Below are 22,209 nucleotides of genomic sequence, written 5' to 3'. Positions count from 1 at the left end.
CCAGTTAAAAAAACATCCTATCGTAGGGGCACAAGACTTTGTGCCCCTACAAATGTACAAATAATTTTGGATAATTTATTTTTTGTCCGTCTATTAAGGCCAAAAGTTAAATAACGCACAACTTCATCATCGCTGGCGTATTTATGAACCGCTTGCCAATCTGATTCTACAAAGTCTCGCACTATAAGACGTTGGGTTTCTAGAGGTATCATTTGGGAAATTCTGCACGTAACTGATTGACTACCTGATCTAGTCCTACGGAATGGGCGGCTTTGAACAATAAACGATCGCCTGCTTGCACAAATGTCTTCAATCTAGCCACCAAATCAGCATGAGTTGCAAAGCATTCTGATGGGATACCTTCAGCACTAAGGGCGATCGCCTCGGCATCTTGTCCATCTACCAAAACCAACAAGCCGTCTAGATTCAATTTTCGCACTGTTTCTCCCACTCGCTGGTGCAACTGCTGCGATCGCTCTCCCAATTCTTTCATTGCACCCAATACGGCAATTTTCCGCTTTCCGGGTGTGTCTGCCAATAATTGCAACGCTGCTATCATAGCTTCTGGTGCAGCATTATAAGTTTCATCTAAGATTACCACATCGTTGGGTAAGGCGAACTGCTGCGATCGCCCTGTGGGCATATCCACCACCACACCTGCTTTGAGGCTTGCCCAATCGATCCCCAACACCTTTGCTACCGCTAAAGCTGCCAAAAAATTACTTGCATTGTGACGCCCAGGTAACGGCAGAGGTAGTTGGATTCCTGCGACTTCCACAGTTTGGTGATCAATTAACTGCCCTTGGATATCCCCACTAGAAAAGCCGTAAGTCAAAACTTGTCCGTGCCAAACTTTCGCTGCTGTGGCCATTAATAGAGGATTGTCATGGTTGAGAATTGCCACACTATCAGCAGCCATTTCGGCTAATAATTCACATTTTGCCTGGGCGATCGCTTCTTCTGAACCCAGTAACTCAATATGCGCCGTCCCCACATTAGTAATCACTCCAATTGTTGGATGCGCTATTTGCGTCAGTTCGGCAATTTGTCCCCTACCGCGCATCGCCATTTCGATCACGGCGTAGTCATGTTCTGTGCCAAGTTCTAAAAGAGTTTTTGGAACACCGATTTCGTTGTTGTAATTTTCATAAGTTTTGTGAACTCGTCCCTTTGTTCTTAAAACTGCGGCGATCAGTTCCTTGGTTGTAGTTTTGCCCACGGAACCTGTTACGCCAATCACCGGAATATTAAAGCGATCGCGCCACCATCTGCCGATTTTCTGATATGCCTTGAGGGTGTCTTTTACCTGTAATATAGGAAAGCCAGGATTTTCGTATTCAAAATCTACAATTGCAGCTATTGCACCTTTTGCGATCGCGGTTGCCACAAATTCATGTCCATCAAACTTATCGCCTCGCAAAGCTAAAAATACTTCACTCGGTTTCAAGGTACGGCTATCTGTTTGGATACCGCTACTTACTTGTGTTAAAGCAGTTTCAGATAAGTTTATCGGACTGGCCAAAAGAACTTTAACCAGTTGGGTTAGGGTGGCAGAACAATGCATAAGTAATTTACAATTTAAAGTTCAAAATTATAAAATCGAATTATGACATAATACTGCATTGAACAACAAGATTTGCGACTTTAAGGGAAAAGTCGCGAATCTAAGCCTAATGAAGGAAAATGAGAAAAGGAAACCCCATATTTAAAAATACTTGCTCTGTAAAGTGTGGGGAAAAGTGATTTCTTTCTTCTTACTTTACCTTTTTTATTTTCTTTGGTCACAATAATACCAAAAATAGTGCCAAAGAAGCTTAACTCCTTTGGCACACTCTGTCTATAAGCTATTTATATAGTTTAATTAAGCATATGTTTTATCGTCCTAGCCCCGGTTTTTAATCAAGATTACTTGCACAATTTTGATTGCTATCTCACTAGAAACACCTAAAGCTTGATATAGATCATTTAAGAAGTATTTTTCTTCTTCAGCGACAATACCTTCAGCTAAGACTAAATCGGTGGCTACTGCAAAGGCTGCTTCCCGCAAGTCTTGAGATAGAGAATTTTTTGCTGCATCAAATAAAGTATTAAAATCATCACCCTGGAGAATGCCCAAGATTTTGTCAAACAGCCTGTTCATCATCTCATGCGGATAACTTTTAAAAAGTTTCGTCCGGGACAGCACAGAAGTGATAGAATTTGCTTGCTCAACAGAAAGGTAACCGTCTGAGGCTGTTGCCACCAAGATAATGACAGCAAAAGCTTCTTCTGGATTGAGTGCTGCTTGGGTTTGGCTTTCTGTACCCAACACGGCGTCGAATAGACCCATTGTAGTAGCTCCTTGGTTAGAGTCCCAATAGCGCTACAGTTACCTGTGTGTTTGGTGGGTTTCCAGGTAAGACTGCAACGCTGTGAGACTTTCATGCTTTAGTGTTCCCAAGATTTATTCACGGCGAACACCTGCACCCAATGGTTTTTGGCAAGAACTACATTGCCATCTGTAAACTTAAGGTTCTCCTGTCTTTTCTATTATTTCAATTACCGCCAAACCTATACCAGAAGCTGCTATTAACAGTACTACTGATATCAAGTAGGCATTAGTCAGCATCCGTAGAGCTTCATCGAAAAAAATGTAGGTGGTCATTGCTTCACCTTTTGAACTTTGTGCTGCTAGTACTTTTTATTTCTCCACACCCCGATAGGTGAATTTCGCTGAGAAACTGCTAGCAATTGCATCTTAACAAAACTTTAGCTCTTTCTGAACCAACTCAAACTTTTCTTTCTGAAGATTCGATGAAGTTTACAAAAAAGGGCATTGGGCGAAGGGGCAGAGAAGAAAGACTTACTGCAATTTCCCTTCTGCTTTTTTGGTGAAGAAACCTTTGCATACATCATTTCTATAAACTTTTGTCCGACAATGAGGTAAACAAGGAAAGCTTAAAGTAAACAGCGTTCAATCGTCGCTACAACTGATTGAGAAAGAGTATCAAAGTCGTAGCCACCTTCTAAGCCAAACAGAATTTTACGAGTTAACCCCAGACAATAATCAGTAAATAAAGCGTAGTCTTGTGGCTGCAAATTGATACTTGCCAAAGGATCTGCGGCATTGCCATCATAACCAGCACTGACAATCAGTAAATCCGCCTGAAAGTTAGCTAAAAACGGTACAACCTGTGTTTCAAATAGTGGCTGATATACTGCAATATCACTACCAGGGCGTACTGGTAAATTTAAGACATTATTATGAAAACCGCGTTCTGTCGATCTTCCAGTACCGGGATAGCATGGGTACTGATGTAGGGAACAGTAGGCGATGCGTGCTTGGGTTTCGACGATCGCCTGAGTACCATTACCGTGATGCACATCCCAATCGAGGATGGCGACGCGGTTAATTCCAGGTTGTTCTAAGGCAAATAAAGCTGCGATCGCTGCATTAGAAAATAGGCAAAAGCCCATTCCTGCATCACTTTCTGCATGGTGTCCTGGGGGACGCGCTAGTACAAAAGCCGGATTAGCCGACTTTAATACAGCCTCAACTCCATCTAACCAGGCACTGACTGCCAACAATGCCACATCATAACTGCGAGGGGAAACTGGCGTATCTCCATCCAAAGGGCCACCGCCACTAGAGGCGATTTGCCAAAGTTTTTTGATATAGGCTGGGCTATGCGCTTTAACCAACATAGACATCAGTGATGGCTGTTCTGATACTGGTGTAGGCGATCGCCAGTCAATCTTATCTGCAAAGGTAGCTGCTTTTAGGGCAGTGGCGATCGCACTTAAACGTTCTGGTCTTTCGGGATGGTATTTTCCAGTCTTGTGATCTAAAAATTCGTCGGAATAGATGACTGGCAGCATAAGACGAAAAAGGTTGGCAGCAGGTCAATGAATGCTATTGTATCCTCACTGGTACAAACAGTTTTTCCTTGTGACTAGAGCATTGGTCGTTTACTTTCGAGAATTTCTGTTGCAATCTTTGCAGAAAGCGGTCGGTAGAGTAAAAAGCCCTGTACCTCCTCACAGTTGATAGATTTCAAGAACTCTAGTTCCTCTTCTTTTTCTACCCCTTCGGCTGTTAACTTCAATCCTAAGCTGTGTCCCAAGCTAACTATGGCTTTAATAATATGAGCTACTTTGACATCCTGTGTCAAATCTTGAATAAAAGATTTATCTATTTTCAGATTGTGGAGTGGCAAAAGCTGTAGGCGCGAGAGCGAGGAATGACCCGTACCAAAGTCATCTATGGAGATGTAGACACCCATCTGCTGTAGATTTTGTAATACCTTTCTGGTAAAACTTAAATTTTCAATAGCTGTAGTTTCGGTAATTTCTAATTCTAAAAAGCGCGGCTCCAGACCGGTTTGCTCTAAAACTTTGGCTATAGTCTCCACCAATTTAGGTTGGCAGAACTGTTTAAGAGAAAGATTGACAGCGATCATCATGGGTGGCAATCCTGCATCTTGCCAGGTTTTATTTTGGCTACAGGCTGTCCGCAGCACCCATTCGCCAATGGGAACAATTAATCCACTTTCTTCGGCGAGGGGAATAAAGACACTGGGTGCAACCAAGCCCATCTCTGGGTGCTGCCAACGCAACAGAGCCTCCATACCAGTAATTTCTCCTGTGGCAATGTTCACACGAGGCTGATAATACACCGTAAATTCTTCGCGTTCTAGGGCATAACGCAAGCTCTTTTCTAAAGTTAGGAGTTCAGGATTTTTAGCGCTCAGGGAAACACTGTAGAATTGGTAGTTATTCCGCCCTTTGTCCTTAGCATAGTATAAAGCGGCATCCGCGTGCTGGATTAGTGTTTCAGCGTCAGGACTGTTGTCATCAAGCAACGCAATACCGAGGCTGGCAGTCACGTAAAGTTCATGCCCTTGAAGATGGAAAGCATCCTCTAAGGCTTGTAAGATTCTCTGCGCCACCTGGTTTACCTCTTCAATGTCATGGACTCGCGGGAGTAAGATAGTGAACTCATCACCTCCCCAACGGGCTATGGTGTCTCCGCCTCTGAGTAAGTCTTTTAATCTTTGAGTGACACTTTGTAACAATTGGTCTCCCAAAGTGTGCCCTAAAGTATCATTAATGACCTTGAAGCGATCCAGGTCGAGGAAGATCACAGCTAAACTTTCGCCATTCCGAGTGGCGTTTGGCAGAGTTTTACTGAGCAGCTCATTAAATAGTAGACGATTAGGCAACCCTGTCAGCAGGTCGTGAAGGGCTTGATAGCGAATCTTTTCTTCTACTTGCTGACGCTGCTGCGTACTAATGATACTGGCGGCCATCGTTAAAAGGGTAGATTCTTCGTGCCTTGACCAATGCCGCTCAAAGGTGCAGTCAGCCAAGCCAATGTAACCCCATAATTCGTTCTTTAACCGGAGAGGCACCAGGATAAGCGATTGAATGCCATCTCTAATCAGAAATTCTTGTTCGGCGACAGGAAATTTTTGGGTGAGTCCGCTAATCGACTCGCCGCGAGATAGAACAGTATGCCAACGGGCTAATCCAGAAGCTTGATAAGGCTGATTCTGCCAATGGTGGTGGGTAGGTTGAATAAAGGAGTGCGTCCATTCAAACCGTAGGCTGACTGCTATTTCCCCTGTAGCAGGATGGGGATGGTTCTGAAAGAGATAGGCACGATCTGCTTTGGCAGCTTCGCCCAATACAGCTAGAGCTCGATCAATACCAGTTTCGGAATTCATTTCCCTTAGCAAATAATTAGCGGCTTCTGCAACTGCCTGTAGTAAGCGATCGCGCTGGCGCAGTTCGGCTGTGGCTTGCTTTTGCTCTGTAATATCCCTAACAATAAAAGTTCTAATTAAATCACTTTCAGGAAGGTAGAGAACGGATTGTTCAAAAACTTCTGCACCTACTTCCACCTCCCGCACAAAAGAATTTTTTTCTAAATTGTTAACTGCACCCAGAAGTCCTGTTAAAATGGGGTGTTGTGTCCCAACTTCTCTAAGTTTGGGAAACTTCAGAGCTGCGGCTGGATTGAGATAAGTCACTGTTCCCTCGAAATCCATCTCAATAATTGGATTGGGGATTAGTTCAGGGAAGGATGCTAGGCGAGCTAGGGCGGACTCACTAGCTGCTTCAAAGGTGGGATCGATAGCTAGGGTTTGAAAAGGATTGGCAGGACTGGCTTGCTGTGATAGGAAACCAGATAAGTCTTCAACATCAGAAGATTCATAAAATGCTTGTTCTGAGAGGTTGGAAATAGCATAATATTTTGCTTGAGCTTGATTACCGCCAAAAGCAATGACATCTCCGTTTCTAAGATTATGAGAAAAGCATTTAGTGCCATTTACAAATAAGCCATTAGTACTTCCTTTGCCCTTGTAGTTGCCATCAATAATCTGGAAGCCGTATTGGTCAGTCTGCGGAACAGTTACTCGCAATAAAATTGCATGTTGCATTGATACTGACCGGGAAGTTAAGACAATAGTGTTTGCGGGATGCCGCCCCAAAGAATAAGTAGCCTCTTGCAAAACGACAGTTCGCTGCCCTTGTAGGTCTTGGATGACCAACATATGGCGTATTTTTTCCCGCTCATTTCCTAGCATGGCTATTCCTCAAATTCTCATATCTTTAATGTTTTAGTCTAAAAAATACTACTCCCAGAAGTTGCAATCCACTTAGGTTAAGGGTTGATCTTCTCTAATCCTCCTTAAAAAGAAGGGAATTAAGTCCCCCTTTTTAAGGGAAGCCACTTGCTCCACTTGGGGGGATCTTTCGGGACAAAATATCACTAACACCAAGCGTATTGCCATAAATTTAAGACTTTCAGGTTGAACTTATGGAAAATTTGCTCAATTAAAGTTGTCACTGTCTGTAATCCCAAAATTGGTATGAGGGTGCAAACCAGCCCTTCTCTTCATGATTGACCTTCTGGAATGAGATGGCTAATTGTTCAATCAGTTTTTGCACTAGAAGTTCTAGCTGTTTTCTGCACTCATCCATAAGTTATAAACTTTGTCTTTTTGTCTATATCATCCAACCTTGTCTTCCTTAGGATACCCAGAATAAAATCAAATACTGAATAGAACACATGGTATATTTGCGCGGCATCGTCTCACGCCAGTTGGTTCAATGGCGTGAACTCTCGTTGGCGCAGCCTCTGGTAGCAAAAGGAAGGACAATGAACCCCTAAATTTTAAAAAGGATTATAGAGTAAACTAAAATACAAACCGTTATCTTGTAATGTTCTCTCATTTGAGTCAACAGATACTAAAGGAATGCCCCAGTCAAGACGAATGGTGAAGCGATCGCCCTGTGACCAACGCAACCCCAGACCAACAGCAGCTAGAGTATTATGGTTGGGATTTTCTCTACCAGAACTATTCCAGCCAACACCAAAATCTATAAACGGCACAACCTGTAATGTGCTATTTATCTGGGGTAAGCGCAGAATCGGCACTTGAACTTCAGCAGAAACAAAAGTGCCATTATCTGTCAGCAGGTAATCTTGACGGTAGCCTCGAATACTATCCTGCCCACCTAAGCCAAATTGCTCTAAAGGCAAAAGTGCTCTGGATGCGAGTTGGCTATTTAAACGAAGTAACAGTAAGGTTTCAGGAGCTAAAAGGCGTACCCACTGCGCTTGCCCTTGCCAAGCAAAAAAACGGCTATCGGGAGCATTTTGGTTAATTGTGGCATTCAACACATCTATACCCAAGCTAAATTGCGAGCGGAGGGCGATGACTTCACGGCTATTACGACTCGTCCATTCTTGAAAAAATCGCAACGCAGATATCTTGGTGCGTCCCTGCTCATCCGCTCCAGGCGAAAGTACAGAACCGGGAAACCCCTCTCTCTGTAGCAAGGACGAAATATTACTTTCCCGTCGGGACGCCGTTAATCCAAGGACGAATTCTTGTGTGGGAGTTTGAACTATTGGCTGGCGGAATGTCAGTTCGTAATAGGGAGAAGTTGATTCGATATCTAAAAAGTCGAAAGGAGGTTCAATGACATGACTCGATGTAGTGCCATAGTTGAAGGTGAGGGTTCCGTTCTTGGGATTGAGTGGTAATGTGTAACTAGCGTCAAAGGAGTTGCTACCATCGGTATTAGTGTATCCTAAACTCAGACCATCTCCGAATCCGAGTAAGTTAGCTTCATTCAATCGTAGTCCGCGGCGAAAACTGCCAACGCTAGGCGATCGCCCATTATCAAGAATTATTTGGCTACTAAGGGTTTTTGCCTCGCTGATCTTGACTTCTAAGAGACTCGTACCAGCCCGCGATCCTGTTGAGAGTTCAGCAGATACCTTTTGAATCAAAGGATTAAGTTGCAAAAGTTGTAGCGCCTCTAGTAAACGCTGGCGATTAAGAGGCGGTGATGTCGCTATTGCTAGTCGGCTACGGACATAATTCGGATTTAACCGCCGAGTTCCAGTTACCTGGATATCTTCTAATTTACCTTCGACCACCTGAATTTTGACAATATAGGATTTGAGTGGTTCTAATTTACCTCCAACTACCTGAATAACAGGCGATTGGAGTGTTTGGGGTGGAATATAGGCACCAGAAGTAATGTAACCATTGTTGACGTATAAATCAGTGATTTTAGAACTGGCTTGAAACAGTTGAGCCTGTGAGATCGGTCGTTTGGTAAATTCAGCAGTGGCGAGGGCTAACTCTTCAGGACTGAAGACCGTACTACCAACAACTTCAAACCGTTCAACAACAATAGTTTGAAGAAAGTTGCCAGGAAATGGTTCCTCAGGTATAGGAGTTGGGGCAGAGGGGGGAAATAGTTCTGCTGGTGGGGGGAGTGGCTGTGGCAGTTCGGGTGAGGGAAGTGGCGAAGGTGCGGGTGGTTGGATATCCTGTGGTGGTGGAATTCTTTGGGAAAGGATGAAATTACTAGTTGGTAATTGTGTAGTATCAACAGCGTGGGCTTTTAGTGGACTATAAAATATGCTGCTGAGTAATACAAGCATACTCAGCGGTAAGCAGGACACTATAAGATTCTGAGGATATTTATCAATCATCACACTGGACTATTTTTTGTTAGGAATTATGGGATTATACGGGGACTGCTTCAGATGTGAATTTTACTTCATGTTTTGCCGTTAAAGTTGATATCTTGGGCAAATCCCAATTTAAAGCTAAATCATCTGGTTATTGCAGACTTAAAAACATTGATGGTGTTCAAACTGCATAAGCAAGCAGATATGTTGGAATTATTTGTTGCTGCAAGAGAAATAGACTTAGTACAACACGGCGTGTAAATCCACCTACTATAGCAGTCCTAAGTCATTGTAAAAATAAATTAACCGCAGAGGCGCAAAGAGCGCAGAGAGAGGAATCGGAGATTTTCACGACTCATTTAGGATTGCTATATCTCAATAGACCTCTTGCAAAAGTCAAAAAATCAGGAATGTCATTCTGAGCAAAACGCAGTGGAGAGAAGAATCTCACTACTCTGTTTCGCTCCGCTCAACATGACAAGTTAAATTTATTCAAGAGGTCTAATTAACAAGACTTGGGGCAAAATCCCTTTGTTAAAGATAGATAAACTGATGCCACAATGTACTAAAGTATTTAAATGAATCAGGGTTTTGTGTATGGCGCGATCCAGGTTACACTTATTACTTCAGAAGGTAAGCAAAAAGATTTAGAGTAGAGAAAGTGGTATAATGGCATATTAAGCATTATCTAATTTATTCATCCTCTAATCAATTTTGAATATGGTTTAAAGATAAAGCTACATGTCACCTTGACAGGCCTACTCCTTAATCCCCACTTCCTTTTGAGTATAAAAAAAATAAGTATCTAGATTTGACTATAATTACTGAAAACATCCATCTTTTTGCTAGAAGTGAGTGAATCATAATTTAAGTTAGCAACACCCGAACGTTAAATCAGTAAAAAGTTATCAGGCGGATGGTAGGGGATTTAAATCAGTTACCAATTCCCAATGTTCACTGATAACTGTGTGTTAGGGGCTTAAACCCAGCAACAAAACTGATAACTAACTATAAAGGGGTTGCGCTGATTGTCGGTCAAGTTGAGAATAAATAGGCGAAGCACACAGGGAAACTAACGTGAGTCAAGAATTTGATTACGATTTAGTAATTATAGGCGCTGGTGTAGGCGGACATGGCGCAGCCTTACACGCCGTAAGTTGTGGTCTGAAAACAGCGATTATTGAAGCTGCTGATATGGGAGGAACCTGTGTTAATCGGGGCTGTATCCCTTCTAAAGCGCTGCTGGCTGCATCTGGACGTGTGCGGGAGTTACGCAATGCCCACCACCTCAAGTCGCTGGGAATTCAAATTGGTAGCGTGGAATTTGATCGCCAAGCGATCGCTAATCATGCTAATAATCTGGTATCAAAAATTCAAGGCGACTTAACCAACAGTCTCAAACGTCTAAAAGTCGATATTATCAGGGGTTGGGGAAAAATCGCTGGGGCGCAAAAAGTCTCTATTACCGGAGACGGTGGCGAAAAAACGGTCACGGCTAAAGACATCATCCTTTCGCCTGGTTCAATTCCTTTTGTGCCTCCAGGGATTGAAGTAGACGGCAAAACTGTCTTTACCAGCGACCAAGGCGTTAAGTTGGAGTCGCTACCAGACTGGGTGGCAATTATTGGTAGTGGTTACATCGGCTTGGAATTTTCTGACATTTACTCAGCTTTAGGTTGTGAAATCACCTTGATTGAAGCCCTAGATCAGCTAATGCCAGGATTTGACCGCGACATTGCCAAACTTGCTGAACGCGTGCTGATTACTCCCCGCGATATTGAAACCAAAGTAGGGATATACGCCAAAAAAGTCATCCCAGGTTCACCTGTGGTAATTGAGTTAGCAGATTTCAAAACCAAAGAAGATGTAGATGTCATCGAAGTAGATGCTTGCTTAGTGGCTACAGGACGCATTCCGGCGACACAAAATCTTGGTTTAGAGTCTGTGGGTGTGGAACTTGATCGGCGGAATTTTATTCCAGTTGACGATCGCATGGCAGTGCTATCAGCCGGTGAAGTAGTGCCGCATTTGTGGTCAATTGGCGACGCTAACGGCAAGATTATGTTGGCACATGCGGCTTCTGCTCAAGGCATCATCGCGGTGGAAAATATAATTGGGAGGGAAAGAATAGTAGACTATCGCAGCATCCCCGCAGCGGCGTTTACCCACCCAGAAATCAGCTATGTGGGCTTAACGGAAACCGCAGCTAAGGAGTTGGGACAAACCGAAGGGTTTGAAATTGCCACAAGTAAGAGTTACTTCAAAGGGAATTCCAAAGCGTTAGCTGAAAATGAAGCCGATGGTGTTGCCAAGGTGATATATCGCAAAGACACAGGAGAAGTCTTGGGCGTCCACATTTTTGGACTGCACGCCTCAGACATAATTCACGAAGCGTCAGCCGCGATCGCTAACCGTCAATCTGTCCAAAGTCTCGCACATTTAGTTCACGCTCACCCGTCACTTTCGGAAGTGCTGGACGAAGCTTATAAACGAGCGATCGCTATCTAAAAAGTTAGGAGTGAGAAGTTAGGAGTAAGAATGTTAATAACTCCTAACTCATAACTCCTAACTCATAACTCCTAACTCAACACTAATTATGCAAATTCGTCGCCGTTCCCCTAACCCAGCTATTAATGTATCCATATTACGTTATCAGGCTGTTATGCCTGATGCAGCGCCAAACAACATCTTGGAAGAAATTGTCTGGCAGAAAGAAGTAGAATATGACCAAATGCGGGAAAAGGTTCCTTTGCAGGAATTGCAAAAGCAGGTACTTAGTGCGCCGCCAACCCGTGATTTTGTCGCCGCCTTGCGCCAAGGTAAGACTAAGCCAGCATTGATTGCAGAAGTTAAAAAAGCTTCACCCAGCAAAGGCGTTTTCCGAGAAGATTTTGACCCAGTTGCGATCGCCCTTTCTTATCAGCAAGCCAAAGCAAGTTGTCTTTCTGTGCTGACAGATGTCAAGTTCTTTCAAGGTAGTTTTGAGAACTTAGCCAAGATTCGGGCTGCGGTAGATTTGCCCCTACTGTGCAAAGAGTTTGTCATTTATGCTTACCAAATATACTTAGCGCGGGTTCACGGTGCAGATGCTATTTTGTTGATTGCAGCTATCCTAAGCGATCAAGATTTGAAATACTTTCTCAAAATTGCTAACAACCTGAAAATGGCAGCCTTAATTGAAGTTCATAGTTTGGCAGAACTTGACCGTGTGTTAGCCTTAGATGGGGTATCCTTAGTAGGAATAAATAATCGTAATTTGGGAGATTTCTCTGTTGACTTGCAAACTACTTGCCAACTTTTAGCTGCAAGGGGTAGCCAGTTGCAGGAGAAAAACATCCTTGTTGTCAGCGAGTCAGGACTACAGAACCCAGATGATTTGAATTTGGTGCTTACAGCAGGCGCATCAGCTGTACTCATTGGAGAATCATTGGTAAAACAACCAGATCCGGGTGCTGCGATCGCCCGTATATTGCCGAAGAATTTTTGAAAAAAACACTTGCCTTGCACTAGGGGTGCAGGGCAACTAACCATACAGAATTGTTGGGCAATTGGGCACACTATGCGTAGATCCGCAGCACTTTGCCATCAAATATCATCATATCTTTACCAAATCTTCATTGCTAATCAAATCAAAACCATAAGCAAGTAGTTATTTATTATGTAACAATCCATTTACAAGAGATAAATTTTTACTAATACAAAATCCCAAATATGAAATCAAAATTTAACTTCATGGAGCAAATTCCTCTACCTTCACCTATTCACTACGAACTTATACTTCAACTTTTAGAAAGACAAACCATGTTAGCAGTAAATGATAATCCAGATTTACGGCATCAGGTGAATCAGCTAATTATTACTCTTCGCAAAGCTGCCGTACAACAAAAACGACTAGAAGAAATTTGCGAATTTTCCTCTGTTACAGTTGATCACCGTTGGTCGATAAACCATCATAACGGTAGCAAAGTTGTTGTCCCCGATTGAAGGTGATAACTTAATATTTCAACCTCAAATTTGGCATCTTTGTTAAGTTAGCTTACCACCATCAGAAAGTGTAATACAAATGTGTACTTCCTTATCTTAGATTTTAATTCTGGATGAGGGAGCATCTATAAACGTCTATAAACAGCTGCAAAGATATCTTGGTAGGGACTGCCGTGATGCGTTTAAAATCAAAGTGTCCTTGGCTAAGATAACCGGATTGCGATCGCGCCAGTTGACTGTTGAACTCCTTAAACTCGCTAGTTTAATAACTTTTACTATTTTAAGATTTTATTGTTGTGAGGGCAGTCCTAGAATTAGTCTTTCTGTGGCTACGGAGTTGTCGTTGCCAAATTCGCGGTAGATAAAGCTTTCCCTCTCTTGGCGGCAGATCTGCCAGAGTATGTATTTCCAGCCAGAGACTGGAAACGAGATTTTACGAGGTTTATAGCTTAAGTTGACACCAATGGGCATTGCCATGCCCCTACAAACGTATTTGTATCATTATTAATCTGAAATGGTATAAAGCACCGTCCGAAAGCTTTGGTGCGTTGGGACTAATGTCCATAACGCACGCTACATATACTTAGATTTTTTCACGCAATCAAATCGGGTTGTTATAGCAAATATTGGATGTAACAGCCGCTATACTTTAATTATTTTCATTTTAGTAATGCATCTTCCCAATTTTATCTTCATAGAGCAATGTATATTACTTTCTTTAGCTCATTTTATAAAATTATACATAGCTTTTTTACCTAACGAGTAAGTTAGCTTTTTTTAAGCCATACAATAATTAATCCTGGATAAAAAAATGTAATCTTCACAATAATTTTAGCTCTCAAAAAGCTCATATTGATTTATAAAAAATTGTAGACCAGCTAAAATAAATATGATATTCTCTCTCGAAGTGGACGAAAGATGAAATATAACAGCATTGATGAACTATTGAGAAATAATCAAGCTTGGGTTACCGATAAACTGGCTTTAGACCCAACTTACTTTCAAGAATTATCTAATGGACAAACACCACCTTTTCTATACATCGGGTGTTCTGATAGTCGTCTGGCACTAACAAGATTTACCGGTACAGAACCAGGAGAATTATTTGTACATCGTAATATTGCCAATCAAGTTTCTCTAACGGACATTAACTTTTTAGCTGTTTTAGAATACGCGATTTTACATCTTGGGGTGGAACATATTATTGTTTGTGGTCACTACGATTGCGGAGGAATTAAGACGGCTTTAGAAGGGAGAACCATCGGAATCCTTGATAACTGGGTAAATCCGATTCGAGAACTATATTTACAGAAACAAGAAGAAATTGATGCCTTGCCAACACGAGAAGAACGTCTGAATCGTTTGGCGGAAATGAATGTTGTGGCGCAAGTAAAAAATATTTACCAAACTTCCATCATGCGTCAGGTACTCTATGAGCGAAAAGCGCCTATGGTTCATGGCTGGGTACTAGATATAAGCACTGGATTGATCAAAGATTTGAACGTCTTAACTAAGCAATGGCAATTGCACATTTGCCCCTTGCTTCTAGAGTTTAGACTCTACGCCATGTTAAAAAATGATAGTCAATTCGGTATTTAGTGCCACAGAAAGTTATACCTTGGAGACATGATTGCTCGTGTCTTTAGAGTTTTTATTTTAAATAAAAAAAATAGTTAGTTTTTCACTACAGTCTTGTAATACCTCCGGCAAACTTTTGAAGAATGCAGAATGTACAATTCAGAATACTCTTTTCTTATTCTTGTTCAAAACTTTGCAGATATCCGATTTTTAAGTCTTTTTATTGAGGCAATTTCTGAATTGCCTCTGTCAAGGTTGGTACACCCAACCTCCACTTACAAAGAATTATTTCTTCAAAATTATCCACACTGCATGAATAATCCCAGGAATGTAACCAAAAAGCGTCAAAACTATATTAATCCAAAAGTCTACACCAAAACCTACTTGCAAAAAAACTCCCAAAGGCGGTAAGAAAATGGCACACAGAAGACGAACTAAATCCATTTGAACCTCCTATTAATCTCACAAAAGATAGATTGTCGGTGAAGTGATTCACCACTGCTCAAGTATATTTCTACCTCTCAAAGATAACATTGCTCCTCTCAATCTAGGTCACGGTTGAGATCCGGTAAACCGTACTTAAAATTAGCCACCACTGATTTTGGCTTTATAACCTAGTTTGGTTAAAATCTCGACAATTTTCTGCTTGTGTTCGCCCTGAATTTCAATTTCGTTATCTTTAATTGTCCCACCTGTGCCACACTGGGTTTTCAACTGCTTCACCAAATCTGCCAAGGTTTCTGGTTTGGCTTGAAAACCGCTAATCACCGTGACAGTTTTGCCTTTGCGTCCTTTGCGGGAAGCTTGTACTTTGAGATTTTGTTGTTGTGATGGCAGTTCTGGAATTGGTCTTTCTGTGGCGGCAGAGTTGTCGTTGCCAAATTCGCGGTAGATAAAGCTTTTGTCAGAAGATTTGGGATTGGAAGAAGACATAAAATGAATGTTTAAGAAAAATTTCAAAGGCAGTGGAAACTTCTACGCAACCACTCTGCTCGGATATCAATTTCTAGGCTAACATCACAAATCCATTGTGAGGGATTTAAAGGAATTGGGCATTGGGCATTGAGTATCAACGAAGAATTTAGTTCTTAATCACCATTTTCCATATATGCCTCAGACTTTTCTATAATAATAAAGTCATTCCCGTCATCAAAATCAGCTTGTGACTACCACTCCCCTATCTCCAAGTTCAACTGCTCAGGTTCCCGATACGCTAGGCCGCTTTGGACGCTTTGGCGGTAAGTATGTACCTGAAACGCTCATGCCTGCCCTTGCTGAATTAGAAACAGCTTATCAGCAATACCGCAATGATCCTGGTTTTCAAGCAGAACTACAGCAGTTGTTACGGGACTATGTAGGACGTGCCACACCATTGTATTTCGCTGAACGCCTCACTGCTCATTATGCCCGACCCGATCGCACGGGACCGCAAATTTACTTAAAGCGCGAGGATTTAAATCATACTGGTGCTCACAAAATTAATAATGCTCTTGGTCAAGTATTGTTGGCAAAGCGCATGGGTAAGCAACGAATTATTGCCGAAACTGGTGCTGGACAACATGGAGTTGCTACGGCAACAGTTTGCGCTCGTTTTGGGCTGGAATGCATAATTTACATGGGCGTTCATGACATGGAACGCCAAGCTTTGAATGTGTTCAGAATGCGACTGATGGGGGCAGAAGTGCGTCCGGTGGAAGCGGGAACAGGAACGCTCAAGGATGCCACTTCTGAAGCAATCCGCGATTGGGTGACAAATGTGGAAACAACTCACTACATCCTGGGTTCGGTAGCAGGACCCCATCCTTACCCGATGATCGTACGTGATTTCCATGCAGTAATTGGCCAAGAAACTCGCGCCCAAGCAATCGAAAAGTGGGGTGTATTGCCTGATATTCTCTTGGCTTGTGTCGGTGGTGGTTCCAATGCTATGGGACTATTCTATGAGTTTATCAATGAGGCTTCTATCCGGTTTATTGGGATTGAGGCAGCCGGAGAAGGTGTCAATACCCAAAAACACGCAGCAACCTTGACAAAAGGACGAGTTGGTGTATTGCATGGAGCAATGAGCTATCTCCTGCAAGATGAGGATGGGCAAATCATTGAGGCACACTCAATTAGTGCAGGTTTAGATTATCCCGGTGTAGGTCCAGAACATAGCTATTTGAAGGATATTGGTCGTGCCGAATACTATAGTGTGACGGATGCAGAGGCTTTGGCGGCATTCCAGCGATTGTCAAAATTGGAAGGGATTATCCCGGCATTGGAAACAGCCCATGCGATCGCCTACCTCGAAACTCTATGTCCTCAACTAACCGACAGTCCCCGGATTGTAATTAACTGCTCTGGACGCGGCGATAAGGATGTACATACAGTAGCCAAGTTATTAAATGATGCCTAAAAAATGTACATCCAATTTTTGAGAGGAAGCAATAATGGATCAACAATTCCAACACTCTATGCTACCGCAACCCACTCACGACGAGTTAGCACGCCTAAAACTTTGTGCAAAGTCTGACTATGCACATTTCCAGGAATATCTATCCTGGGAATAAAGTACTTTATGAAAAACTAGCCAAGCCGAAGTTTAGCTACTGAGATTGAAGTTTACGAGCCTGATGTCAAAGTAACTAAGGAACGGGAATAGTGGCGTGTAGAATATATTGCGCGGGTGTTGCGCGTGGTACAGAAAGAGTTAGAAACTCTCAACCAAAGCTAGTCGCCCAGAAGTTTTAGTGAAAAAATTTATGCCATTTACAGCAGTTTGCAAGTAAGTGAGGTACAAAAGGCAGGACTCAAAATCACATATAAAGAGTTTTTACCTCCTGCCTCCGAACGCGTAGCTTTGTACTTCATGCAAAAGAAAACTGCTGTATATCTCATATTCCCCAATTTACTCAGTATTAATCCTTAGTAAATTTATCTCTTTTTATTCAATAATAGTTCATAATAATTGATTTTACTAAGTATTGCTACTGTTAATTATTAGAAATTTTTGATTGTTGTTTAACCATTATTAGCCAGATATTGGAAATATTCGTGTATTACAAAATGAAGGACAGAAAGGAGGTTATCTAAAAATAATCATACTAATGGTAGATGCAAATTATTTAAAAATATAAAAAACTTTCGTAAAAACACGAATATAAACGTTTACTGGTATTTTTTGGACATAAAACCCCATAAACAGAGGTATATAGACCGACAACCAATTTGTCACATTTACCTATCTTGGTTAGATTGTCTGTAACTTTAGTTACAGCAAATGATTAAAACAACAATTTACGGACTTGCTTTAAGCACCATTATTCTTAATAGTGGAGCGATCGCTACTCAGGTAACAAATCCAACTTTTACTGCAAAAAGTTTATATGTATCAAGTGATACTTTTAAGATTGCAGCATCTAGGATAGACACTGCTGCTCTAGAACAGTCGGTTTTCAACCAAATTAATAAATACAGAGCTTCCCAAGGGCTACCAGCGCTGACTCGTAATTCTGCCATTGAGAATCAAGCCAGGATTCACAGTCAAAACATGGCTAATGGTACAGTTCCCTTTGGACATACGGGATTTTCAGAACGTGTTAGAGCAATCGGTATTCCTTACAGAGGAGCTGGTGAAAATGTTGCTTACAACCAGGGATATAGTGATCCTGCCACAATAGCTGTTCAAGGCTGGCTCAAAAGTCCAGGGCATCTAGCCAATATCAAAGGTAATTATGATAAGACGGGGATTGGTGTAGCTAGCAACAGTAAAGGCGCAATCTACTTCACACAAATTTTCCTTCGCTGATAGATTTTGTAAAATTTAGGTTTGTTTTTTCAAACTTCCCAGACTTCAGCCTGCTAGCAGGCTGAATAATGTAGTTTCAATGACATTTGTCTATTGAAGACAAGATTATTTTTTGAGTAATTGATGAAAATTCTTAAATTATCGGTAAAAATAACCGTAATTTTATGAAGCTTATTTATTGAAGTATTGACAATTGGAAATGATTGTTTATACTTCCTGTACAACGATGTAGCCAGATTGCCGAAATTCATCAATCCTTAATAGGATCATGGTATATATTATTGGAACTATAGGGTAGAGTAGAAGTCATCTCTACACATTACGCAATTCTCCATGTTCCGACAAACTGCTTTTGGCATCGCTTTAAGTGCGCTTGTCCTTGCTAGTGGATTAACGACTGTTCCGATACCAAATTATCCTTCTACAAATACATCCACCCGTAATAAGCTGTTGTCACTTTTTTCCAGTCAGGTTGCGATATCGACTCCTACTTTTAAAACTACAGAGTTAGAAAAATCAGTTTTTGACGAAATTAATCGATATCGGGCTTCTAAAGGATTACCAAAGTTGACCACAAATGCAAATATCACTCGGCAGGCAAGAATTCATAGTCAAAATATGGCTAAAGGTAAAACCCCATTTAGCCATCAGGGATTTGAACGGCGAGTCAAAGCTATCCCTATTCGCTACAACAGTGCGGCGGAAAATGTTGCTTTCAATCGGGGATATAGCAACCCTGTGGACGAAGCTGTTACTGGTTGGATCAACAGTCCCGGACATTTAAAAAATCTTAAAGGAAATTATAACCTGACTGGAATTGGCGTTGCTACTAATAATCAAGGCGAAGTCTACCTGACACAAATGTTTTTCCGCACTAGGTAGATTTAATTTCTGATTTTTTTGCACAATAATAATGTAGTGTCTGACAAGACTTTTATCTGCTGGACACTGCAATTATTTTTGAACAATTCATGACATTACTAGATTTTCAGGTGAGCGATCGCGATCTCAGTGACGCAGCCCTTGGACAGTATTTAGAATCTACAGCGATCGCAGTTGATACAGAAACGATGGGATTATTGCCGCAACGCGATCGCTTGTGTCTTGTCCAACTGTGCAATTTAGAAGGAAAAGTGACTGCAATTCGCATAGCCAAAGGACAAGCTGACGCTCCAAACTTAAAAAAACTCTTGGAAGCGACAAATGTTGTAAAAGTGTTTCACTTTGCTCGCTTTGACCTTGCCACTTTACGAGCTAATCTGGGGATTCAGGTTCAGCCTGTTTTTTGCACCAAAATTGCTAGTAAGTTAGCCCGTACTTACACAAATCGCCACGGACTTAAAGATGTGGTGCAAGAGTTAGAAAAAGTGGAACTGGATAAAAGCTCTCAAAGTTCTGATTGGGGTAACGCTGCTAGTTTATCTGAAGCTCAACTGAGTTACGCTGCCAATGATGTGCGCTACTTACTTAGTGTGCAGCAGAAGTTAACAGAAATGCTCAAACGAGAAGAACGTTGGGAAATTGCTCAAGAATGTTTTGAATTTCTACCAACAATTGTTTCTTTAGATTTGTTGCAATTCAAGGATTTGTTTGAACACTGAATCAAACAGTAAACCTCTTGCAAAAGTTATATTTCTGGAGGATAAGCCTGTGGAGGGAGAATATTTTGTCTCCTGACTCTTCAACTTCTCACATGCCTTTTCTTATAGTCAACGCCAAGGGCAAACGGCAACTTGTTCTCCTGCACGCTATTACATAGCTTGCTTCCCCGTATCCCTACGAGGAATGGCAAAAGCCGCGGTTCAGAGTTCTCTATGAATTCTGACTTCTTTCCTCACGAAAAATTGAGATTTTGCAAGAAGTCTATTGCTGATTTGCTAAGGGACTGACAAAAAATAAATTATCCAAAATTATTTTTACATTTGTAGGGGCGCAAGGCCTTGCGCCCCTACGTTCGCGGAGCGTCCCGCAGGGATGGGATGTTTTTTTAACTGGAAGTCCCTAAGTTATTTTATGCATAAGAGCCAACATTGGAATCATCTGAACCTGTAGGAGTTCTAGATTCGCTAATGTCTTACTTCACGTCATCGGTTTTCTGTTGAATGTCTTGCTTCACGTCACTGGCTTTCTCTTCAATACCTTCCTTGACGTCACCGGCTTTCTGTTGAATGTCTTGCTTTACGTCACCGGCTTTCTGTTGAATGTCTTGCTTTACGTCACCGGCTTTCTCCTTAGCCTCACTGGCTTTCTCTTGAATGCCTTCCTTGACGTCACTGGCTTTTTCCTTAGCCTCACTTGCTTTCTCTTGAATGCCTTCTTTTAGGTTACTGGCTCCCTCTTGAATGCTTTCCTTTAAATTACTGGCTCCCTCTTGAATGCCTTCTTTTAGGTTACTAGCTCCCCTTTTAATGGCTTCTGTCGGGCTAGTGCCTCCCTTTTGCAGATTCTCTTGGTGATTTTTTAGCCGATCTACCACATTGTAGTCATCTGCACCTGGGGGAGTTGTAGATTCGACAATACCTTCTGTTGGGCCACCGATCTCCTTCCACGCGGCAAGACCACCTTTGAGTTGAGAGACATGCTCAAATCCATTAGAACGTAGTTGTTGTGCGGCTTGGGCAGTTTCTTCTTCATTAGCCCCGTAAACGTAAATATCCCGGCTCTTAGCTAAAGAAGCTACTGCCCGCTCTACTAATCCATCTACTGGCATCGGCATCGATCCCATAATGTGACCTTCGTTGAAGGTGTTGCGATCGCGCACATCCAATATTGTAAAAGCTGGTTCGCCCCATTCTAGACGAGTCTTCAAGACATGAGCTTCAGATTGTGTTTCTATTGGTGGCTGTGGGGGAATGATGCCGCCTGCTAAATTGTTAGTCATAATTATTCCTTACTGACGATATTAATAGCAATTTAATGGACTTAGCATATTTAATTGCTCTTTCTCTGGGATGAATATTTTCAACCTCTCTCCTCAGATAGAGTGGGTGATTTAAATAATTTATACCAATTAATGAATTGCCAATAAAGCCATTTAAGACTATGAGAAGACAATATTTTATATTAAGTTAATTTAATATTAATTTTTATGTTGATAATATTGAATAATACAGCCACATTTAAACAAGATTAAATTTCCTATAATCCATACATAACTGAAAAAATATTAGTTTAAAATTAAAAATATTCAATCATTAATATAGTAATTTTGGAATTTTTCAATATCTGCGATCGCTAAAAATAATATCTTTTCAATCTCTTGCTGCACTGTTAGAGTTACACAAGCTGCGCTATATTATTCATCCCAGGCTTTACCAAGAGGACTCAAGGTATGGACAGATTTAAAGACTTGGGAAATTTGTTTCCCCATCCCAATGCATACGCGGCAACGCGATGCGGGTTTAATGCAAAAGTATCACTTTTTGGTGGCTCCCAATTAAGTGGGGTCCCAATCCCCATCTTCAAGACTCCCCTTCGCCAGATTAAGAGCTTACAAAAATTTTGCCAGTTGTTGCCAAAATTCTCCTTAGCTTGCTGCCAGTCCAAGACTTGTAATAGTCTCATCTGGAAACTTGTAGTATACTATATGCTTAAGAGGGTAGCTACATGTAAATGCACGCTGAGTAAACTTTCGTAGACCCTCTTCAATTACACTCATTTTCACTAAAAAAGTTTAATATTATACAATAAAAATCAAAAATTTTACAAAAATCATCCAATAATTATATATTCTATAAGCATTAGATGATTGAAGTTTTCATATTTATGGAAAATTACTTGTACACAAGTACTATAGTAGCGATAGTACTCAGTATTGATGCGTGTGAATACATTCTCAACAGAAACACCTCAAGTAAAGCTGGCGCAACAGCAAATCGCC

General features: G+C 41.5%; 16 protein-coding genes and 2 pseudogenes. 8 read left to right on the top strand and 10 right to left on the bottom strand.

Annotation, left to right across the window (positions count from 1 at the left end):
* Positions 1 to 71 precede the first annotated feature (71 nt).
* From V7K35_RS29825 to V7K35_RS25735, 7 genes and pseudogenes are all read right to left on the bottom strand, one after another.
* Positions 72 to 212, bottom strand: a pseudogene (locus V7K35_RS29825) (GNAT family N-acetyltransferase); the annotation flags it as partial.
* Positions 209 to 1,564, bottom strand: a complete 1,356-nt coding sequence (locus V7K35_RS25760) for a UDP-N-acetylmuramoyl-tripeptide--D-alanyl-D-alanine ligase (RefSeq protein WP_335082867.1) — start codon at positions 1,562 to 1,564, stop codon at positions 209 to 211. The pseudogene V7K35_RS29825 and the gene V7K35_RS25760, both read right to left, overlap by 4 nt.
* 318 nt (positions 1,565 to 1,882) lie before the next feature.
* Complete coding sequence (locus V7K35_RS25755) at positions 1,883 to 2,329, bottom strand: tellurite resistance TerB family protein (protein ID WP_335082865.1); 447 nt, start codon at positions 2,327 to 2,329, stop codon at positions 1,883 to 1,885.
* 177 nt (positions 2,330 to 2,506) lie between these two features.
* On the bottom strand, positions 2,507 to 2,644 hold the full coding sequence (locus tag V7K35_RS25750; RefSeq protein WP_334793126.1) for a hypothetical protein: 138 nt from the start codon (positions 2,642 to 2,644) through the stop codon (positions 2,507 to 2,509).
* A gap of 293 nt (positions 2,645 to 2,937) precedes the next feature.
* Positions 2,938 to 3,858, bottom strand: a complete 921-nt coding sequence (locus V7K35_RS25745; RefSeq protein ID WP_335082863.1) for a histone deacetylase family protein — start codon at positions 3,856 to 3,858, stop codon at positions 2,938 to 2,940.
* 74 nt (positions 3,859 to 3,932) lie between these two features.
* Positions 3,933 to 6,569, bottom strand: coding sequence for an EAL domain-containing protein (locus tag V7K35_RS25740; protein ID WP_335082861.1), 2,637 nt, complete (start codon positions 6,567 to 6,569; stop codon positions 3,933 to 3,935).
* A gap of 590 nt (positions 6,570 to 7,159) precedes the next feature.
* Positions 7,160 to 8,998, bottom strand: a complete 1,839-nt coding sequence (locus V7K35_RS25735) for a ShlB/FhaC/HecB family hemolysin secretion/activation protein (protein ID WP_335083002.1) — start codon at positions 8,996 to 8,998, stop codon at positions 7,160 to 7,162.
* A 1,056-nt stretch (positions 8,999 to 10,054) separates the two neighbouring features.
* Between V7K35_RS25735 and lpdA the strand changes: the two genes are divergently transcribed.
* The 4 genes from lpdA to V7K35_RS25715 all read left to right on the top strand — a co-directional run bounded on the left by lpdA (position 10,055) and on the right by V7K35_RS25715 (position 14,560).
* Positions 10,055 to 11,485, top strand: a complete 1,431-nt coding sequence (lpdA, locus tag V7K35_RS25730) for a dihydrolipoyl dehydrogenase (protein WP_335082859.1) — start codon at positions 10,055 to 10,057, stop codon at positions 11,483 to 11,485.
* 88 nt (positions 11,486 to 11,573) lie between these two features.
* Entirely contained in the window at positions 11,574 to 12,464 is an 891-nt protein-coding gene (gene trpC / locus V7K35_RS25725) for an indole-3-glycerol phosphate synthase TrpC (protein ID WP_335082857.1), read from the top strand.
* 245 nt (positions 12,465 to 12,709) lie between these two features.
* Positions 12,710 to 12,961 carry a DUF5340 domain-containing protein gene (locus V7K35_RS25720; RefSeq protein WP_273769510.1) on the top strand — a complete coding sequence of 84 codons (252 nt, stop codon included), beginning with the start codon at positions 12,710 to 12,712 and terminating at the stop codon, positions 12,959 to 12,961.
* 918 nt (positions 12,962 to 13,879) lie between these two features.
* Complete coding sequence (locus tag V7K35_RS25715; RefSeq protein ID WP_335082855.1) at positions 13,880 to 14,560, top strand: carbonic anhydrase; 681 nt, start codon at positions 13,880 to 13,882, stop codon at positions 14,558 to 14,560.
* Between the two features lie 264 nt (positions 14,561 to 14,824).
* Here V7K35_RS25715 and V7K35_RS25710 read toward each other — a convergent pair whose 3' ends face one another.
* Positions 14,825 to 14,983 carry a YqaE/Pmp3 family membrane protein gene (locus V7K35_RS25710; RefSeq protein WP_334871726.1) on the bottom strand — a complete coding sequence of 53 codons (159 nt, stop codon included), beginning with the start codon at positions 14,981 to 14,983 and terminating at the stop codon, positions 14,825 to 14,827.
* 141 nt (positions 14,984 to 15,124) lie between these two features.
* The gene (locus V7K35_RS25705) at positions 15,125 to 15,472 is read right to left on the bottom strand and encodes a translation initiation factor (RefSeq protein WP_334795555.1); all 348 of its coding nucleotides are present in this window, start codon (positions 15,470 to 15,472) and stop codon (positions 15,125 to 15,127) included.
* Positions 15,473 to 15,701: 229 nt separating this feature from the next.
* On the opposite strand from V7K35_RS25705, the gene trpB reads away from it, so the two are divergent.
* The 4 genes from trpB to V7K35_RS25685 all read left to right on the top strand — a co-directional run bounded on the left by trpB (position 15,702) and on the right by V7K35_RS25685 (position 19,930).
* Complete coding sequence (gene trpB, locus V7K35_RS25700; protein ID WP_335082853.1) at positions 15,702 to 16,937, top strand: tryptophan synthase subunit beta; 1,236 nt, start codon at positions 15,702 to 15,704, stop codon at positions 16,935 to 16,937.
* 864 nt (positions 16,938 to 17,801) lie between these two features.
* Positions 17,802 to 18,329, top strand: coding sequence for a CAP domain-containing protein (locus tag V7K35_RS25695; RefSeq protein ID WP_335082851.1), 528 nt, complete (start codon positions 17,802 to 17,804; stop codon positions 18,327 to 18,329).
* A gap of 333 nt (positions 18,330 to 18,662) precedes the next feature.
* Positions 18,663 to 19,211: a CAP domain-containing protein gene (locus tag V7K35_RS25690; RefSeq protein ID WP_334797300.1), complete on the top strand. Its 549-nt coding sequence runs from the start codon at positions 18,663 to 18,665 to the stop codon at positions 19,209 to 19,211.
* 89 nt (positions 19,212 to 19,300) lie between these two features.
* Positions 19,301 to 19,930, top strand: coding sequence for a ribonuclease H-like domain-containing protein (locus tag V7K35_RS25685; RefSeq protein ID WP_335082849.1), 630 nt, complete (start codon positions 19,301 to 19,303; stop codon positions 19,928 to 19,930).
* Between the two features lie 833 nt (positions 19,931 to 20,763).
* Here V7K35_RS25685 and V7K35_RS25680 read toward each other — a convergent pair.
* Positions 20,764 to 21,210: pseudogene (locus V7K35_RS25680) on the bottom strand (rhodanese-like domain-containing protein); the annotation flags it as partial.
* Positions 21,211 to 22,209 lie beyond the last annotated feature (999 nt).

The organism is Nostoc sp. (genome assembly GCF_036917275.1).
GTDB lineage: Bacteria > Cyanobacteriota > Cyanobacteriia > Cyanobacteriales > Nostocaceae > Nostoc.
Note: the sequence above shows the minus strand (reverse complement) of the source record. Positions and strands in the feature narration are given on the sequence as shown.

Bases quoted from the DNA above. Each gene is read 5' to 3' on its own strand.
- V7K35_RS25760 (WP_335082867.1), bottom strand. From the start codon at position 1,564: ATGCATTGTTCTGCCACCCTAACCCAACTGGTTAAAGTTCTTTTGGCC.
- V7K35_RS25735 (WP_335083002.1), bottom strand. From the start codon at position 8,998: ATGATTGATAAATATCCTCAGAATCTTATAGTGTCCTGCTTACCGCTG.
- V7K35_RS25755 (WP_335082865.1), bottom strand. From the start codon at position 2,329: ATGGGTCTATTCGACGCCGTGTTGGGTACAGAAAGCCAAACCCAAGCA.
- V7K35_RS25710 (WP_334871726.1), bottom strand. From the start codon at position 14,983: ATGGATTTAGTTCGTCTTCTGTGTGCCATTTTCTTACCGCCTTTGGGA.
- V7K35_RS25695 (WP_335082851.1), top strand. From the start codon at position 17,802: ATGATTAAAACAACAATTTACGGACTTGCTTTAAGCACCATTATTCTT.
- V7K35_RS25720 (WP_273769510.1), top strand. From the start codon at position 12,710: ATGGAGCAAATTCCTCTACCTTCACCTATTCACTACGAACTTATACTT.
- V7K35_RS25750 (WP_334793126.1), bottom strand. From the start codon at position 2,644: ATGACCACCTACATTTTTTTCGATGAAGCTCTACGGATGCTGACTAAT.
- V7K35_RS25705 (WP_334795555.1), bottom strand. From the start codon at position 15,472: ATGTCTTCTTCCAATCCCAAATCTTCTGACAAAAGCTTTATCTACCGC.
- V7K35_RS25685 (WP_335082849.1), top strand. From the start codon at position 19,301: ATGACATTACTAGATTTTCAGGTGAGCGATCGCGATCTCAGTGACGCA.
- V7K35_RS25745 (WP_335082863.1), bottom strand. From the start codon at position 3,858: ATGCTGCCAGTCATCTATTCCGACGAATTTTTAGATCACAAGACTGGA.
- V7K35_RS25690 (WP_334797300.1), top strand. From the start codon at position 18,663: ATGTTCCGACAAACTGCTTTTGGCATCGCTTTAAGTGCGCTTGTCCTT.
- V7K35_RS25715 (WP_335082855.1), top strand. From the start codon at position 13,880: ATGAAATATAACAGCATTGATGAACTATTGAGAAATAATCAAGCTTGG.
- V7K35_RS25740 (WP_335082861.1), bottom strand. From the start codon at position 6,569: ATGCTAGGAAATGAGCGGGAAAAAATACGCCATATGTTGGTCATCCAA.
- trpC (WP_335082857.1), top strand. From the start codon at position 11,574: ATGCAAATTCGTCGCCGTTCCCCTAACCCAGCTATTAATGTATCCATA.